This is a genomic window from Enterobacteriaceae bacterium ESL0689 (assembly GCA_029433525.1).
Lineage (GTDB): Bacteria > Pseudomonadota > Gammaproteobacteria > Enterobacterales > Enterobacteriaceae > JAQTIF01.
On the sequence record JAQTIF010000001.1, the window covers coordinates 1,299,849 to 1,316,880 of the forward strand.

The 17,032-nt window shown below is 51.2% G+C and carries 16 protein-coding genes; all 16 read left to right on the plus strand.

All coding sequences use genetic code 11. The features are described from left to right. Window positions 1–272 precede the first annotated feature (272 nt). Complete coding sequence (locus PT300_06340; protein ID MDF7680239.1) at window positions 273–1,016, plus strand: type 2 GTP cyclohydrolase I; 744 nt, start codon at window positions 273–275, stop codon at window positions 1,014–1,016. Window positions 1,017–1,030: 14 nt separating this feature from the next. After that, on the plus strand, window positions 1,031–1,687 hold the full coding sequence (pxpB, locus tag PT300_06345) for a 5-oxoprolinase subunit PxpB (protein ID MDF7680240.1): 657 nt from the start codon (window positions 1,031–1,033) through the stop codon (window positions 1,685–1,687). Beyond that, complete coding sequence (locus PT300_06350; GenBank protein ID MDF7680241.1) at window positions 1,681–2,613, plus strand: biotin-dependent carboxyltransferase family protein; 933 nt, start codon at window positions 1,681–1,683, stop codon at window positions 2,611–2,613. Before pxpB ends, PT300_06350 begins: the two co-directional genes overlap by 7 nt. Continuing rightward, the gene (pxpA, locus tag PT300_06355) at window positions 2,603–3,373 is read left to right on the plus strand and encodes a 5-oxoprolinase subunit PxpA (GenBank protein ID MDF7680242.1); all 771 of its coding nucleotides are present in this window, start codon (window positions 2,603–2,605) and stop codon (window positions 3,371–3,373) included. Before PT300_06350 ends, pxpA begins: the two co-directional genes overlap by 11 nt. 16 nt (window positions 3,374–3,389) lie before the next feature. Continuing rightward, window positions 3,390–4,115 carry a DUF969 domain-containing protein gene (locus tag PT300_06360; GenBank protein ID MDF7680243.1) on the plus strand — a complete coding sequence of 242 codons (726 nt, stop codon included), beginning with the start codon at window positions 3,390–3,392 and terminating at the stop codon, window positions 4,113–4,115. Next, the gene (locus tag PT300_06365; protein ID MDF7680244.1) at window positions 4,112–5,107 is read left to right on the plus strand and encodes a DUF979 domain-containing protein; all 996 of its coding nucleotides are present in this window, start codon (window positions 4,112–4,114) and stop codon (window positions 5,105–5,107) included. Before PT300_06360 ends, PT300_06365 begins: the two co-directional genes overlap by 4 nt. Window positions 5,108–5,770: 663 nt before the next feature. Next, window positions 5,771–8,578: a 2-oxoglutarate dehydrogenase E1 component gene (gene sucA, locus PT300_06370; GenBank protein MDF7680245.1), complete on the plus strand. Its 2,808-nt coding sequence runs from the start codon at window positions 5,771–5,773 to the stop codon at window positions 8,576–8,578. A 14-nt stretch (window positions 8,579–8,592) separates the two neighbouring features. Further along, the gene (gene odhB / locus PT300_06375; GenBank protein MDF7680246.1) at window positions 8,593–9,810 is read left to right on the plus strand and encodes a 2-oxoglutarate dehydrogenase complex dihydrolipoyllysine-residue succinyltransferase; all 1,218 of its coding nucleotides are present in this window, start codon (window positions 8,593–8,595) and stop codon (window positions 9,808–9,810) included. A gap of 101 nt (window positions 9,811–9,911) precedes the next feature. Then, window positions 9,912–11,078 carry an ADP-forming succinate--CoA ligase subunit beta gene (sucC, locus tag PT300_06380; protein MDF7680247.1) on the plus strand — a complete coding sequence of 389 codons (1,167 nt, stop codon included), beginning with the start codon at window positions 9,912–9,914 and terminating at the stop codon, window positions 11,076–11,078. Beyond that, the gene (gene sucD, locus PT300_06385) at window positions 11,078–11,947 is read left to right on the plus strand and encodes a succinate--CoA ligase subunit alpha (protein MDF7680248.1); all 870 of its coding nucleotides are present in this window, start codon (window positions 11,078–11,080) and stop codon (window positions 11,945–11,947) included. The genes sucC and sucD overlap by 1 nt, the downstream gene beginning before the upstream one ends. Before the next feature lie 618 nt (window positions 11,948–12,565). Further along, entirely contained in the window at window positions 12,566–14,131 is a 1,566-nt protein-coding gene (cydA, locus tag PT300_06390; GenBank protein MDF7680249.1) for a cytochrome ubiquinol oxidase subunit I, read from the plus strand. A 15-nt stretch (window positions 14,132–14,146) separates the two neighbouring features. Further along, window positions 14,147–15,286 (plus strand): cytochrome d ubiquinol oxidase subunit II, encoded by a 1,140-nt coding sequence (cydB, locus tag PT300_06395; GenBank protein ID MDF7680250.1) that lies wholly within the window; start codon window positions 14,147–14,149, stop codon window positions 15,284–15,286. Between the two features lie 16 nt (window positions 15,287–15,302). Continuing rightward, complete coding sequence (gene cydX, locus PT300_06400) at window positions 15,303–15,416, plus strand: cytochrome bd-I oxidase subunit CydX (protein ID MDF7680251.1); 114 nt, start codon at window positions 15,303–15,305, stop codon at window positions 15,414–15,416. Beyond that, on the plus strand, window positions 15,416–15,709 hold the full coding sequence (ybgE, locus tag PT300_06405) for a cyd operon protein YbgE (protein ID MDF7680252.1): 294 nt from the start codon (window positions 15,416–15,418) through the stop codon (window positions 15,707–15,709). The genes cydX and ybgE overlap by 1 nt, the downstream gene beginning before the upstream one ends. A 229-nt stretch (window positions 15,710–15,938) precedes the next feature. Then, entirely contained in the window at window positions 15,939–16,343 is a 405-nt protein-coding gene (gene ybgC / locus PT300_06410; GenBank protein MDF7680253.1) for a tol-pal system-associated acyl-CoA thioesterase, read from the plus strand. Further along, on the plus strand, window positions 16,340–17,032 hold the full coding sequence (gene tolQ, locus PT300_06415) for a Tol-Pal system protein TolQ (protein MDF7680254.1): 693 nt from the start codon (window positions 16,340–16,342) through the stop codon (window positions 17,030–17,032). The genes ybgC and tolQ overlap by 4 nt, the downstream gene beginning before the upstream one ends.

Here is a 17,032-nt window from a genome sequence, read left to right on the forward strand (position 1 = left end):
TGCCACATGCCTGTTAATCATCCTTAACAATTTCCTGCTGTCTCTTCCTCTGCCTGATGATTGACGGGTGCGGTGGACGTGTCTGCCCGAAAAACGCGGTTATCAACGGAAACGGGTGAGAGAAAGATTTTGCAAAACAGGCACGGGAAGTATAAAAATTACAATATAAACAATAGGCCGTGTTATTAATTGATCCTGCAGGCATAGTGATCACCTGGGTGCATATCGTGATGTTATCGGCGTACAGAATATGATGGCCTGATGAGAGAGCAATGAAAAATAGTGAACTTGAGCAACTGATTAATCAAAAACTGAATAGCGCCGCTTTCAGCGACTACGCGCCCAATGGATTACAGGTAGAAGGACGGACAACAGTACAGAAAATTGTCACCGGGGTGACGGCCTGTCAGCGATTGCTGGATGAAGCGGTACGCCTGCAAGCCGATGCGGTGATTGTCCATCATGGCTATTTCTGGAAAAACGAGTCGCCGCTTATCCGCGGCATCAAGCGCCAGCGTCTGAAAACCCTGTTAAGCCATGATATTAATCTGTATGGCTGGCATTTGCCGCTGGACGCGCATCCGGAATTGGGCAATAACGCCCGGCTGGCGCGCTTGCTGGGGATCACCCCCCAGGGAGACATTGAGCCACTAGTGCCGTGGGGTACGTTAGCGCATCCTGTTTCAGGTGAACAGCTGGCGGCCACAATCGCGGCGCGTCTTGGCCGTGATCCATTGTGGTGTGGCGATAACGGCCCGGAGAAGATCACGCGCGTTGCCTGGTGTAGTGGGGGAGGGCAGCATTTTATTGATAGCGCCGCCCGTTTCGGGGTCGATGCCTTTATCACCGGGGAAGTATCAGAACAGACCATTCACTCTGCGCGCGAGCAGGGCATACATTTTTATGCCGCCGGACATCATGCCACCGAATGTGGTGGTATCCGCGCACTCAGTCAATGGTTGTCGCAAAATACCCGTCTGGATATCACCTTTATTGACATTCCTAACCCAGCCTGATGAGGAATAAAAAAGTGCAAAGCACCCGTTGTTATATGTTAGGTGAAATGGCTGTCGTGCTGGAACTGGAGCCGCCGGTGACGCTGGAGAGCCAGAAGCGCATCTGGCGCTTAGTTCAACGGCTGGAGGCGCATGAAGAGGCACAGGAAGTTATCCCCGGAATGAACAATATTACCGTGATTCTGCGTGATCCGCAGACGATGGCGTGGAAAACGATCGAACAACTACAACGCTGGTGGGATGAGAGCGAAGCGATCGACGTGGCCTCGCGAGAGATAGCGATCCCGGTTATTTATGGCGGTGAAGCGGGCCCTGATCTGGCCGAAGTGGCACAACATAGTGGACTGAGTGAAAAACAGGTTGTTGAGCTGCACTCATCCATTGAGTATGTGGTCTGGTTTCTCGGTTTTCAGCCTGGTTTTCCTTATCTCGGCGGGCTTCCGGCGCAGCTGGCCATGCCGCGCCGCGCAGAACCACGGCTGTCCGTTCCGGCGGGGTCAGTGGGGATTGGCGGTGTGCAAACCGGTATTTATCCTCTGGCGACCCCGGGGGGCTGGCAGTTACTGGGGCGTACTCCTCTGGCGCTGTTTGATCCGACCCGTCAGCAACCGGTGTTGTTGCGTGCCGGAGATCGCGTCCGTTTTGTGCCGCAAAAGGAGGGGGTATGTTGAAGATGATCCGCGCCGGAATATACACCTCGATACAGGATGGTGGACGTGAAGGGCAAAGGCAATGGGGGATCAGTCTTTGTGGCGCGCTGGATAAACCCGCTCTTGGGATCGCGAATCTGCTGGTCGGTAATGCGCCTGATATGGCCGGGCTGGAAGTAACGCTGGGACAAGTGGATATCCAGTTTGAAAGCGATAGCTGGTTTGCGTTAACTGGCGCAGCTTGTGAAGCGACGCTGGATGGTCAGCCGGTGTGGCTGGGCTGGCGCATGGCGGCGAAGGCGGGACAACATCTGGTGCTGAAAAATCCGCGCCTTGGCGTTCGCAGTTATCTTGCTGTCGCTGGCGGAATTGATGTCCCGTTAGTGCTCGGCTCACGTTGTACCGATCTGAAAGCAGAAATGGGGGGGCTGGCGGGACGCCGTCTGAAAGAGGGAGATCGACTGAAGATCGGCCAGCCATCCCGACAGTTTCGTACCGCCTGTGGGGTAAAACAGCTGCCGATGGGTAATCGCATTCGCGCCTTACCAGGGCCGGAATATCATGAATTTGATGATATTTCACAGAACAATTTCTGGCATTTACCGTGGCAATTAAGTCCCCAGAGCAACCGAATGGGATACCGCCTGCAAGGTCAGGCACTCACACGGACGACCCCGCGTGAAATGTTGTCACACGGTCTTTTACCGGGCGTCGTTCAGGTACCGCATAACGGTCAGCCGATCGTCTTGATGAATGATGCACAGACCACGGGTGGCTATCCGCGTATTGCCTGCATTATCGCGGCGGATATGTACCAGCTGGCACAGATTCCACCCGGTCAGCCGATTCACTTCGTTTTGAGCACCCTCGAAGAAGCATTGCAGGCGCGTGCTGAACAGCAGCGTTATCTTGAGCAACTGGCATGGAGACTGAGTCATGAGGATTGATTTAAATGCCGACCTCGGTGAAGGCGGTATTCATGATAGTGCATTATTACAACAGGTCACTTCAGCAAATATCGCGTGTGGTTTCCATGCCGGTGATGCGCAATTAATGCAGCAATCTGTCCGTGAGGCACTGAAAAATGGCGTCGCGATAGGGGCTCATCCCAGCTTTCCTGATCGGGAAAATTTTGGCCGTACCGCGATGCAACTGCCCGCGGAAACCGTTTATGCGCAGGTGTTGTATCAAATCGGTGCGCTGGCGGCGATCACCCATGCGGAAGGGGGCACCCTGCGGCATGTTAAACCACATGGCATGCTCTATAACCAGGCGGCGAAAGATGTTGTTCTGGCTGATGCGATTGCCAGAGCGGTGCGTGATTTTAACCCGCAATTGATCGTGGTGGGGCTGGCGGGCAGTGAACTGATTCGCGTCGCCCAGGGTTATCAGCTGCCGACACGTCAGGAGGTATTCGCCGATCGCCGGTATATGGCGGATGGCACCCTGGTGCCACGCTCCCGGCCAGACGCGCTTATCGATACCCAACAACAAGCCCTGGCGCAGACACTGGAGATGGTACAACACCATCGGGTACGCAGCATTAGCGGTGAATGGACCACGGTCGTCGCGGAAACAGTGTGTCTTCATGGCGATGGCGAACATGCGCTGGACTTCGCCCGTCGCTTACGTGCGGCTTTCGCGGAAAATCATATTCAGGTGAGTGCAGAAAATAAAAATAGCGCCTGCTCAGTGGCAGGGGGATAACAAGTAAGGAGAGATTATGGGAGAGGTAGTATCGCTCTGGCCACTGATCGGTATTGCCGTGATTGTGGTCGGGTTTATTTTACGTTTTAACCCGGTTTTAGTGGTGATTGTGGCCGGGATAACCACCGGTCTGGCGGCTCATCTACCGATGACCACGATTCTGGAGAAACTGGGCGAAGGTTTTCTTAATACCCGCAACCTGCCGTTTATTCTTTTACTTCCGCTGGCGGTTATCGGGCTGCTGGAACGTCACGGCCTGAAAGAGCGTGCTCAGGCGTGGATCGCGCAGATCAGACATGTGACCGCCGGGCGTCTGTTGATGGTCTATCTGCTGGTTCGTGAACTGAGCGCTGCCCTCGGCCTGACCAGCCTGGGAGGACACCCGCAAATGGTGCGTCCGCTACTGGCACCGATGGTAGAAGGTGCGGCAGAGAAGAAATATGGCACTTTACCGAGGGCGGTGCGCTATCGCCTGCGCGCGATGTCAGCGGCGACGGATAATGTAGGGTTGTTTTTTGGTGAGGATATCTTCATCGCGTTTGGTGCGGTTATTTTTATGCATGACTTTATGCTGAAAGCGGGAAATATTCAGAGTGAACCGCTGCACATCGCTTTGTGGGGTATCCCAACCGCGCTGTGTGCTTTTCTGATCCATGCGACACGTTTATGGCGTCTTGATTATCATCTGCAACGTGAGCTGGATAAGACGAATATCAGGCGGCAAAAAGGGGAAGCAGCATGAATATTCAGCAAACCTGGCTTTACTGGCTGGCGGGGATTGTGCTGTTTATCGTCGCCATCCTGTCATGGCGTGATAAGAGTAATCCGCGTCGCCTGACCACCGGTCTGTTCTGGGGGCTCTATGGCCTGTTATTTCTGCCCGGTGACTGGACCTATCAATTAGTCGGTGATAAGCATAGCGTCAATATTGCGGTGGGGGTTGCCGTTGTGGTGCTGGCATTGATTGCTGGCTCGGGGGGCGTGCATCTGGGGCATTATCCGCAACTCAGCGAGAAAACACGTACCGACAGTGCAACGCGGCTGGGTAATCGACTTTTTTTACCGGCGCTGGCGATTCCGCTGGTGACCGTGGCGGGCGTGCTGTTATTTAACAATCTGCCGACATGGCAACACGCATTCTTTGGTGCTGGTCAGCACACCACACTGATTACGCTGTTTTCGATGACCGTGGGGACATTAACGGGTCTAATCATGGCGATTCGTCTTACCCGTGAGAAACTCAGCCAACCGGTACAGGAGGCGCGTCGCCTGCTCGATTCTGTGGGCTGGGCGTTTATCCTGCCACAGATTCTGGCCGTGCTGGGACTGCTGTTCACTGCCGCCGGGGTCGGTAATAGTATTACCTGGCTGACGGATCATTATCTGGCGGTGGAGAGCCGGTTTATTGCGGTAGTCGTCTATGCGCTGGGGATGGCGCTGCTGACCATGGTGATGGGCAATGCTTTTGCCGCTTTCCCGATCGTGACCGCCGGGATTGGCATTCCGATTCTGATGTTACAGCATGGCGGTAATCCGGCGGTGATAGCATCGATCGGGATGTTTTCTGGCTATTGTGGTACGTTGATGACGCCGATGGCGGCGAACTATAATATCGTACCTGCCGCATTGTTATCACTGCCGGATAAAAATGCGGTTATCAAGGCTCAGATCCCGACAGCGATATTACTGCTCGTGGCGAATATATTCCTGCTCTACTTTCTGGCCTTTTTATAAAGCGATAAACGTGGTTAACGGGATCGGAGCCATTGGCGGATGATGCCGTTAACCCGTCCCCGAAGGTCGTACTGCAACGATGTGTCAGGCGTGGGAGATCGCAATGATTTCTGCGTTATCCGCGCCTGATAGCTACAATATCGATAGATATCAAGGGTGAATAAATCTTATGACTTCGGAATTATTTAATTGAAATCTAAGATAATAATGTGATCGTGACTGCGATCACTAATCAGAATAAAATCGGCTAAACATCCTGGTAAGGTAATTGTAATGATATTGTGATCCTCTACAATCATCAGGAGACCATTGACGACCCGTGACAGGATCTGTCGTGCAGATAATCTTTAAAAACGGTCCGCTGTTATGGCAGGCGTTTTTCAAGGTTCACTGGTGGACAGAAGCGACCCATCTTCCGCCATAACTGAATCCTGGTACGTACAATGGTTTATTGTATGTTATTGTTTCTAATTGGAAATAGATGTAAAACATACTAAGAGTCTCTTCCATCAGGCGTGATTGATGCCGCCCGTCTGGACAGCGACAGCGCAAAGAAACCGCAACGTACAGATAGAGTACGTGAGGATTTCGGCCACTGCCCGTGTCCAGAATGGTAAGTCAAATAGCCTGATGGGCCAGATTCTAAGCACTTAAGGGATCATAATGCAGAATGGCACAATGAAGGCCTGGCTTGACTCCTCTTTTCTCTCTGGTGCTAACCAGAGCTGGATAGAGCAGCTCTATGAGGACTTTTTAACCGACCCCGACTCTGTTGATGCGCACTGGCGCATGCTGTTTCAGCAACTGCCCGCCGCTGATGCGAAACCCGAACCATCTCACCGCAAAACACGCGATTATTTTCGTCGGCTGGCGAAAGCGCCTGCGCACTATCACCCATCGATGACCGATCCTGATACCAATGTCAAACAAGTTAAAGTCATCCAGCTGATCAACGCCTATCGTTTCCGTGGGCATCAGCATGCCAGCCTTGATCCGCTGGGATTATGGCAGCAGGAGAAAGTGGCCGATCTCGATCCTGCATACCACGGTTTAAGTGCGGCCGATTTGCAGGAAAGCTATAACGTCGGCACCTTTGCCGCCGGTAAAGATACCATGATACTCAATGAGCTTATTGCGGCGCTCAAACAGACGTATTGTGGCACGATCGGGGCCGAATATATGCATATTACCTCAACGGAAGAGAAACGCTGGATCCAGCAGCGTATCGAATCGGTGGCTGGCAGAGCCCGTTTTAGCCACGAAGAGAAGCGATGTTTTTTGTCAGAGCTGACGGCTGCTGAGGGGCTGGAACGTTACCTTGGCGCGAAGTTCCCCGGCGCGAAACGTTTCTCACTGGAGGGCGGGGATGCGCTGATCCCGCTGCTAAAAGAGGTAGTCCGCTACACGGGGAAAAGCGGGACCCGTGATGTGGTGCTGGGGATGGCCCACCGTGGTCGTCTGAATGTGCTGGTGAATGTGTTAGGTAAAAAGCCACAGGATCTGTTTGATGAATTTGCGGGCAAACATAAAGAGTCTCTGGGCACCGGCGATGTGAAATATCACCTCGGCTTCTCCTCTGACATGGAAATTGACGGTAACCGGGTTCATCTCGCACTGGCCTTTAATCCATCACATCTTGAAATTGTCAGCCCGGTGGTTATCGGTTCTGTACGCGCGCGTCTGGATCGGCTGGATGAAGCGGGCAGTAATAAAGTCTTACCCATCACGATTCACGGTGATGCGGCGGTCACCGGGCAAGGTGTGGTGCAGGAAACGCTGAATATGTCTAAGGCCCGTGGCTATGATGTGGGGGGCAGCGTACATATTGTCATTAATAACCAGATCGGCTTTACCACCTCCAATCCACAGGATGCGCGTTCCACCCCTTACTGCACCGATATCGGCAAAATGGTGCAGGCACCAATTTTTCATGTGAATGCCGATGATCCCGAAGCGGTCGCTTTTGTCGCCCGTCTGGCGGTGGATTTTCGCCATACCTTTAAGCATGATGTCTTTATCGATCTGGTCTGCTATCGTCGTCACGGCCATAACGAAGCCGATGAGCCCAGCGCCACTCAGCCGTTGATGTATCAGAAGATCAAGAAGCATCCAACGCCACGTAAAATCTACGCGGATCAGCTGGAACGGGAGCAGGTATTAACCCTGGCAGATGCGACCGAGATGGTGAATCTTTATCGCGATATGCTGGATGCGGGCACCTGTGTGGTCGAGGCATGGCGTCCGATGAATTTGCACTCCTTAACCTGGTCGGCATACCTGAGCCATGAATGGGATGAAGCCTATTCAGGCCAGGTTGCCATGCCACGTCTGCAGGCGCTGGCAAAGCGTATCAGTACCATCCCGGATAGCATTGAGATGCAGTCGCGGGTGGCGAAGATTTATTATGATCGTCAGGCGATGGCGGCCGGTGACAGATTGTTTGACTGGGGAGCGGCAGAAAATCTGGCCTATGCGACTCTGGTCGATGAAGGCATTGCGGTTCGTCTCTCCGGTGAAGATGCCGGGCGCGGGACTTTTTTCCACCGTCACTCGGTGATCCATAATCAGATCAACGGCGCGACTTATACACCGTTACATCATGTCCACAATGGTCAGGCGCGTTTCCAGGTGTGGGATTCTGTCCTGTCAGAAGAAGCGGTACTGGCGTTCGAATATGGCTATGCCAGCGCCGAACCCCGCACACTGACGATCTGGGAAGCGCAATTTGGTGATTTTGCCAATGGCGCTCAGGTGGTGATTGACCAGTTTATTAGCTCCGGTGAGCAGAAATGGGGGCGGATGTGTGGTCTGGTGATGCTCTTGCCGCACGGTTATGAAGGACAAGGCCCCGAACACTCCTCTGCGCGTCTGGAGCGTTATCTGCAACTCTGTGCGCAACAAAATATGCAGGTTTGTGTACCCTCGACGCCCGCTCAGATTTATCATCTGTTACGCCGTCAGGCGCTGCGCGGTATGCGGCGTCCGCTGATCGTGATGTCGCCGAAATCGTTGTTACGTCATCCGCTGGCAGTATCCTGTCTCGATGAACTGGCGGAAGGGACGTTTCAGGCGGCGATCGGTGAAAGCGATGATCTTGTTCCCCACGAGGTCAGACGGGTGGTGCTCTGTTCGGGTAAGGTTTATTACGATTTGCTGGAACAACGTCGGAAAAACAAACAAAAAAATGTCGCTCTCGTGCGTATAGAACAACTCTATCCATTTCCGCATCAGGCAATACAGGCGGCACTGGAGCCTTATGCCCATGTGCGTGATTTTGTCTGGTGTCAGGAAGAACCACTTAACCAGGGAGCATGGTACTGCACTCAGCATCATTTTCGTGAAGTGATTCCGTTTGGTGCCGCTGTGCGTTATGCCGGACGCCCGGCTTCTGCCTCTCCAGCGGTAGGCTATATCTCTGTTCATCAAAAGCAGCAACAGGATTTAGTCAACGATGCACTGAATGTCGATTAATGAAAGGATAGATAATGAGTAGTGTAGATATTCTGGTTCCTGATCTGCCTGAGTCTGTCAGCGATGCGACCGTGGCGGTCTGGCATAAAAAGCCCGGCGATACGGTCAGCCGTGATGAAGTGGTGGTAGAAATCGAAACCGATAAAGTCGTGCTGGAAGTACCGGCGGCTGTCGATGGTACGGTGGACGTTATCCTCGAAGATGAAGGCGCGACAGTGCATTCCGGTCAGATTCTTGGCCGTTTACGTGAAGGTAACAGTGCAGGAAAAGCCTCCAGTGCGAAAATCGTGCAGGAAGAACCCTCTCCGGCCCAGCGCCAACAGGCCTCTTTATCAGTAGAGAGTAATAATGCGCTTGGCCCGTCCATTCGTCGCCTGCTGGCTAAGCACAGTCTGGATGCCAGTATGATCATCGCTGGCACCGGTGTCGGGGGACGCCTGACACGAGAAGATATCAGTAAGCATCTGGCGATGGCAGAAGATAAAACCCCGGTGACCACACCTGCGATACAACCATCGGCTCAGTGGGCGCAGCGTACAGAAAAACGAGTACCGATGACGCGACTGCGTAAACGTGTGGCTGAGCGTTTACTGGCAGCGAAAAACGCCACCGCGATGCTGACCACATTCAATGAAGTCAACATGAAGCCGATCATGGATCTGCGCGCGCACTATGGTGAAGCGTTTGAAAAACGTCATGGCATTCGTCTTGGCTTTATGTCCTTTTATGTCAAAGCGGTGGTTGAAGCGCTGAAACGCTATCCGGAAGTCAATGCCTCCATTGATGGCGCGGATGTGGTTTATCATAACTACTTCGACGTCAGTATGGCCGTTTCGACCCCCCGTGGTCTGGTAACGCCGGTGCTGCGTGACGTGGATCAGCTAAGTATGGCTGATATCGAAAAGCAGATAAAAGAACTGGCCGTCAAAGGCAATGATGGCAAACTTACGGTGGAGGACTTAACCGGCGGTAACTTTACCATCACCAATGGCGGTGTCTTCGGTTCGCTGATGTCCACGCCGATCATTAATCCGCCACAGAGTGCCATTCTCGGTATGCATGCGATCAAAGATCGCCCGATGGCGGTCGATGGTCAGGTCGTGATCCTGCCAATGATGTACCTGGCGCTCTCTTACGACCATCGTCTGATCGATGGTCGTGAATCGGTAGGCTTCCTGGTGACGATTAAAGCGTTGTTAGAAGATCCTACCCGTTTATTGCTGGATGTGTAGTCGCATCTCCGCGAAGTATGGCGGGACGGGACACATATCAATTATTTGTCACCGAGGCAGCGGTTCAATAATAATTATGATCAGAAGGATGGACTGGACACATGAACTTACATGAATATCAGGCGAAACAACTCTTTTCTCACTATGGCCTGCCTGTGCCCACCGGGTATGTTGCGACAACGATCCAGGAAGCTGAAGACGCCGTATCGAAAATCGGTGCCGGGCCGTGGGTGGTAAAATGTCAGGTTCATGCCGGTGGCCGTGGTAAAGCGGGAGGGGTGAAATTAGTTAAAAATCAGCAAGAAGTTCGCACTTTTGCAGCCAACTGGCTGGGAAAACGTCTGGTGACTTATCAAACCGACGCCAGCGGACAGCCAGTTAATCAGCTGCTGGTGGAAGCGGCGACGGATATCGACAAAGAGTTATATCTTGGCGCAGTGATCGATCGCACTTCCCGACGCGTGGTGTTTATGGCCTCGACGGAAGGTGGGGTGGAAATTGAAAAAGTCGCGCAGAAAACACCCCACCTGATCCATAAAGTCACACTCGATCCCTTAGTCGGGCCGATGCCTTACCAGGGACGTGAACTGGCGTTCAAATTAGGTCTCGAAGGCAAACAGGTACAGCAATTCAGCAAAATCTTTATGGGACTGGCAACGATTTTCCTCGAACGGGATCTGGCGCTCATCGAGATCAACCCGCTAGTGATCACCCGTCAGGGTGATCTGATCTGTCTCGACGGAAAACTATCTGTTGACAGTAACGCGCTGTTTCGCCAGCCAGAATTACGCGATATGTATGATCGGTCACAGGAAGATCCTCGTGAAGCCGAGGCGGCGCAATGGGAGCTAAACTATGTCGCGCTGGAGGGGAATATCGGCTGTATGGTAAATGGTGCTGGCCTGGCGATGGGCACGATGGATATCGTCAAGCTGTATGGCGGCGAACCGGCGAACTTCCTTGATGTGGGCGGTGGCGCAACCAAAGCGCGTGTATCGGAAGCGTTTAAAATTATTCTTTCTGATCACAAGGTCAAAGCGGTACTGGTGAATATTTTCGGCGGTATTGTGCGTTGCGATCTGATTGCTGACGGTATTATTGGCGCAGTAGAAGAGGTCGGCGTTAATGTTCCGGTGGTGGTTCGTCTGGAAGGCAACAATGCCGAATTGGGGATAAAAAAACTGACGGAAAGTGGTCTGAATATTATTGCTGCGAAAAGTCTGGCGGATGCCGCGCAGCAAGTTGTTGCTGCGGTGGAGGGAAAATAATGTCTATTTTAATTGATAAAAATACACGTGTTATCTGCCAGGGATTCACCGGTAGTCAGGGCACCTTCCACAGCGAACAGGCGATAGCTTATGGCACCCAAATGGTGGGGGGCGTGACCCCAGGCAAAGGGGGAACTACTCATCTCGGGCTGCCGGTGTTTAATACTGTGCGTGACGCGGTTGCGGCAACCGGGGCAACAGCGAGCGTTATCTATGTACCGGCACCCTTTTGCAAAGACTCCATTCTGGAAGCCATTGATGCCGGTATCCAGCTCATCATTACCATTACGGAAGGCATTCCGACACGCGATATGCTGATCGTCAAAATGAAGCTTGATGAAGCCGGTGTGCGCATGATCGGGCCCAATTGTCCTGGGGTGATTACCCCAGGTGCCTGCAAAATCGGTATTATGCCGGGACATATTCATCAGCCGGGGAGAATTGGCATTGTTTCCCGCTCAGGGACATTGACGTATGAAGCGGTGAAGCAAACGACGGATTATGGCTTTGGCCAGTCAACCTGTGTCGGTATTGGTGGCGATCCGATCCCTGGCGCTAACTTTATTGATATTTTGTCAATGTTTGAACAGGATCCCCAGACCGAAGCGATTGTCATGATTGGTGAAATTGGTGGCAGCGCGGAAGAGGAAGCCGCCGCTTATATTAAAGATCATGTGACGAAACCGGTTGTCAGCTATATCGCTGGCGTCACGGCACCAAAAGGTAAGCGCATGGGGCATGCGGGGGCGATTATCGCAGGGGGTAAAGGCACGGCAGAGGAAAAGTTTGCTGCACTGGAAGCCGCTGGCGTTAAAACCGTTCGTAGCCTGGCGGATATTGGTGAAGCGCTGCAATCACTGCTCGGGTAAATTTTTCATATCATAACCAGCCTGATTTTTATCAGATAAACTTTAGAGCCTGGCCCACCTGTATTATGGCGATCGGATCTGACCACCGTCAGGTGGTCTGTTCGCTATAGTGATCAGACAACATCGTTCCCGGCATTCATAATGTAACCAAAAATGGAGTGCATTGGCTGGAATAGGCTGTCATCAGATCTATTTAATACACATTAAATTAACAAGGCTATAATTATCTTCACATTGGAAATAATTATTTAACAAATAATTATGTTTTGATTGAAATCAATTTTTTTAATTTTTAGAAAAAGTTGCCAAAAAGCGTTAAATTGTTGCCGATCAAATTGACCTGAAAGTGATAGATTCGCTATCTATCGATCACTGTCGTAGAATGCAGAAGGAATTCAGTCAAAACCTGTTTATTGTAAAGGTGTTACAAGGTAGTATCTCTCAGGATCAATATGGTTTTTTGTTAACATATCTATAAATATTTCATTACAGTTCATTACCATTCAGGTAGCGAACAATGAAAAAAAGCATAGATAAACTTTTATTGGGGCATGCGTGTGAAGCCGTTTTTTACGGTGTTCATTCCAGGAGTCTTCATGCGATGAGCAAGGAGTCATGATGTTAGATATCGTCGAACTGTCACGGTTACAGTTTGCCTTGACCGCGATGTACCACTTCCTTTTTGTGCCGCTAACGCTGGGTATGGCGTTCCTGCTGGCCATCATGGAAACGGTCTACGTGCTTTCCGGCAAACAGATTTATAAAGATATGGCGAAATTCTGGGGTAAGTTGTTTGGTATCAACTTTGCTCTCGGGGTCGCTACCGGTCTGACTATGGAGTTTCAGTTCGGAACCAACTGGTCTTACTACTCGCATTACGTCGGGGATATTTTTGGTGCGCCGCTGGCTATTGAAGGTCTGATGGCCTTTTTCCTCGAGTCCACCTTTGTTGGCCTGCTATTCTTCGGCTGGGATCGGCTGAGTAAAATTCAGCATATGGCCGTGGCCTGGCTGGTGGCGCTGGGATCCAACTTATCCGCCATGTGGATACTGGTGGCTAATGGCTGGATGCAGCATCCGGCAGCATCGGAATTTAATTTCGAAACCATGCGTATGGAAATGCTCAGCTTCTCTGATCTGGTGTTAAATCCGGTCGCGCAGGTGAAATTTGTCCATACCGTTGCATCCGGTTATGTCACCGGTGCCATGTTTATTCTTGGCATTAGCGCCTGGTATTTGCTGAAAAACCGCGATGTCGCGTTTGCGAAGCGCTCTTTTACTATCGCTGCCAGCTTTGGTTTAGCGGCCGCGCTCTCGGTGATTGTCCTCGGTGACGAATCCGGCTACGAAATGGGCGACGTACAGAAAACGAAACTGGCTGCCATCGAAGCCGAATGGGAAACTCAGCCCGCACCCGCCTCGTTTACCCTGTTTGGCATTCCTGACCAACGTGCAGAAACCAACCACTTTGCCATTCAGATCCCTTATGCGATGGGGATTATCGCCACACGCTCTCTCGATAAGCAGGTTATGGGGTTAAAAGAGTTAATGGCAGAGCATCAGGAACGTATCCGCAATGGGATGAAAGCCTATTCGTTACTGGAGCAACTGCGAACCGGAACGGCTGACCCGGCAATCCGCAATCAGTTTAATGCGGTAAAACAGGATCTGGGTTATGGCCTGCTACTGAAACGTTATACGCCAAACATTGCTGATGCGACAGAAGAGCAGATCGCGCAAGCGACGAAAGACTCTATTCCACAGGTCGCACCGCTCTATTTTGCTTTCCGCATTATGGTTGCTTGTGGTTTTCTGTTGCTGCTGATTATCGCGGCCTCGTTCTGGACTGTTTTGCGCAATCGGGTCGGCAAAAACAAATGGGTTCTGCGTGCGGCGTTATACGGCATTCCTTTACCGTGGATCGCTGTCGAAGCGGGATGGTTTGTCGCTGAATATGGTCGCCAGCCCTGGGCGATCGGTGAAGTATTGCCGACGGCGGTGGCTAACTCTTCCCTGACCACAGCGGATCTGATTTTCTCGATGTTGCTGATTTGCGGCTTGTATACCCTGTTTCTGGTGGCGGAATTGTATCTGATGTTTAAATTCGCTCGTCGTGGTCCGAGTAGCCTGAAAACGGGTCGTTATCACTTTGAGCAGCCAGCTACTACTCAGTCGGTACGCTAAGACAGGAGTCGTCAAATGATTGATTATGAAATATTGCGTTTAATCTGGTGGCTACTGATTGGTATCCTGCTGATTGGCTTTGCCGTCGCCGACGGTTTTGATATGGGCGTAGGAATGCTTACCCGTTTTCTCGGTCGTAATGATACTGAGCGACGGATCATGATTAACGCCATCGCGCCACATTGGGACGGAAACCAGGTATGGTTGATCACCGCCGGGGGGGCGTTATTTGCCGCCTGGCCCGTCGTTTATGCCGCGGCTTTTTCCGGTTTTTATGTCGCGATGATCCTGGTTCTGGCCTCACTTTTTTTCCGTCCGGTAGGTTTTGACTATCGTTCGAAGATTGAAAATACCCGCTGGCGTAATATGTGGGACTGGGCGATCTTCATTGGCAGTTTTGTGCCACCGCTGGTCATTGGTGTCGCATTCGGCAATCTGCTACAGGGCGTGCCGTTCCACATTGATAACTATATGCGCATTTACTACACCGGTAATTTCTTTCAGCTACTTAACCCGTTTGCTTTGTTAGCCGGTATTGTGAGTATTGCCATGATTGTGACCCAGGGGGCCACCTATCTGCAAATGCGTACCGCCGGTGAATTATACCTGCGTACACGCATGACGTCGCAGATTGCCGCGTTTGCCACCCTGATTTGCTTCCTGCTGGCCGGTATCTGGGTCGTATATGGCATTGAGGGCTACACGGTGATCTCTGCTATCGATCCTGTGGCGCCCTCAAATCCGCTGACGAAAGAAGTGGTTCGTCAGGCGGGAGCATGGCTGGTTAACTTCAACCATATGCCATTACTCTGGCTGATCCCGGCGCTCGGTGCTTTATTACCGTGGTTAACCATCCTCGCATCATGGCGTAACAAAGGCGCGCTGGCGTTTGTCTTTTCGTCACTGACACTGGCATGCATTATTCTGACGGCCGGTATTGCGATGTTCCCGTTCGTTATGCCATCCAGCACCATGCTGAATGCCGGTCTGACGATGTGGGATGCCACATCCAGCCAAAGAACATTGACCGTGATGACATTTGTCGCTGCTGTTTTCGTGCCGATAATATTGTGTTACACCGCCTGGTGTTACTGGAAAATGTTTGGTCGGATCACGCGCGAAGATATTGAAAAAAACACCCACTCGCTCTATTAAGGTAAGGAGATGATATATGTGGTATTTCGCATGGATTTTAGGCACGCTCCTCGCCTGTGCTTTTGGGATTATCGCGGCACTGGCGCTTGAGCAGTCTGAAGCAAATCAGGCAGCGAAAGAAGAACATTGATGAGCAAAATTATCGCGTTCCTGTATGCGATAATGGATAAGCGCCTGTTAAGGGCGCTTTCCTTATTGCTGGCACTGCTACTGGCAGGATGTGTTTTCTGGAACCCCACGCGTTTTGCGGCGAAAACCAGTGAGCTGGAGATCCAGCACGGTTTTTTGTTGATATGGGCGGTTTGTGCAGGTGTTATCCACGGCGTTGGATTTCGCCTTCAGACTCCGCTCTGGCAAGCGTTTTTTTGTCCACTTATTGCCGATATTGCTCTGATGATGGGGCTGTTGTTTTTCTTCTGTTAGAAAGCGTCGTGATCTGCCGTTAATTAATTTATTGCATCAAAATAGTCAGTAGTAGAATAACTGGATTAGCGGGAAAATAGCACCGATAACGCTGATCTGAAAAAAGCAAGTTATTAGCTCACAAAAATTTACTGATAGTGAGCTTTATTTCATTTTAAACCCTGTTTTCCGCGCGTATAGTAGAAAAACTAAAATTTACTAATATGTATATGCATTACCGGGATGTAAAGTGAATACAACCTTATTTCGATGGCCGGTTCGGGTCTACTACGAAGACACGGATGCCGGTGGTGTGGTTTATCATGCCAGTTACATCGCTTTTTATGAAAGAGCACGCACAGAGATGTTGCGTCATCATCACTTCAGTCAACAGGCACTGCTTGCTGAGCGAGTCGCTTTTGTGGTTCGCAGGATAACGGTGGAGTATTTTGCCCCCGCCAGACTGGATGACATGCTCGATGTACAGACAGAGATTAGCTCTATGCGTGGTGCCTCTTTGGGATTTACGCAACGCATTGTTAATGCCGGGAACAAAGTCCTGAATGAGGCTGAAGTTCTTGTTGTCTGTGTGGACCCACTTTCCATGAAGCCACGGGCGCTTCCTGAGTCTATTGTCGCGGAGTTTAAGCAGTGACTGATATGAATATCCTTGATTTGTTCCTGAAAGCGAGCTTTCTGGTAAAACTTATCATATTGATTTTAATTGGTTTTTCTATAGTTTCCTGGGCCATTATCATTCAGAGAACACGCATTCTCAATATGGCAACCCGTGAGGCAGAGCATTTTGAAGACCGCTTCTGGTCAGGTGTTGAGCTGTCCAGACTATATCAGGAATGTCAGGGAAACCGCGACGACATGACAGGTGTTGAGCAGATTTTCTATAGTGGCTTCAAAGAGTTCGTCCGTTTACATCGTGCCAATACTCCTGCGCCGGAAGCAACAGTAGAAGGGGCGACACGAGCGATGCGCATTGCAATGAACCGTGAAATTGAGGCACTGGAAATGCATATTCCTTTTCTTGGCACGGTGGGTTCCGTCAGTCCTTATATTGGGCTGTTCGGGACGGTGTGGGGGATCATGCACGCCTTTATTGCCCTTGGTGCGGTGAAGCAGGCGACACTACAGATGGTTGCGCCAGGGATTGCTGAAGCACTCATTGCTACCGCCATTGCACTGTTTGCGGCAATTCCGGCAGTAATGGCCTATAACCGATTGAATCAGCGAGTGAATAAACTTGAACAGAACTATGATAACTTTATGGAAGAGTTCACCGCGATTTTGTACCGTCAGGCGTTTACGATGAGTGAGAGCAATAAGGGGTAA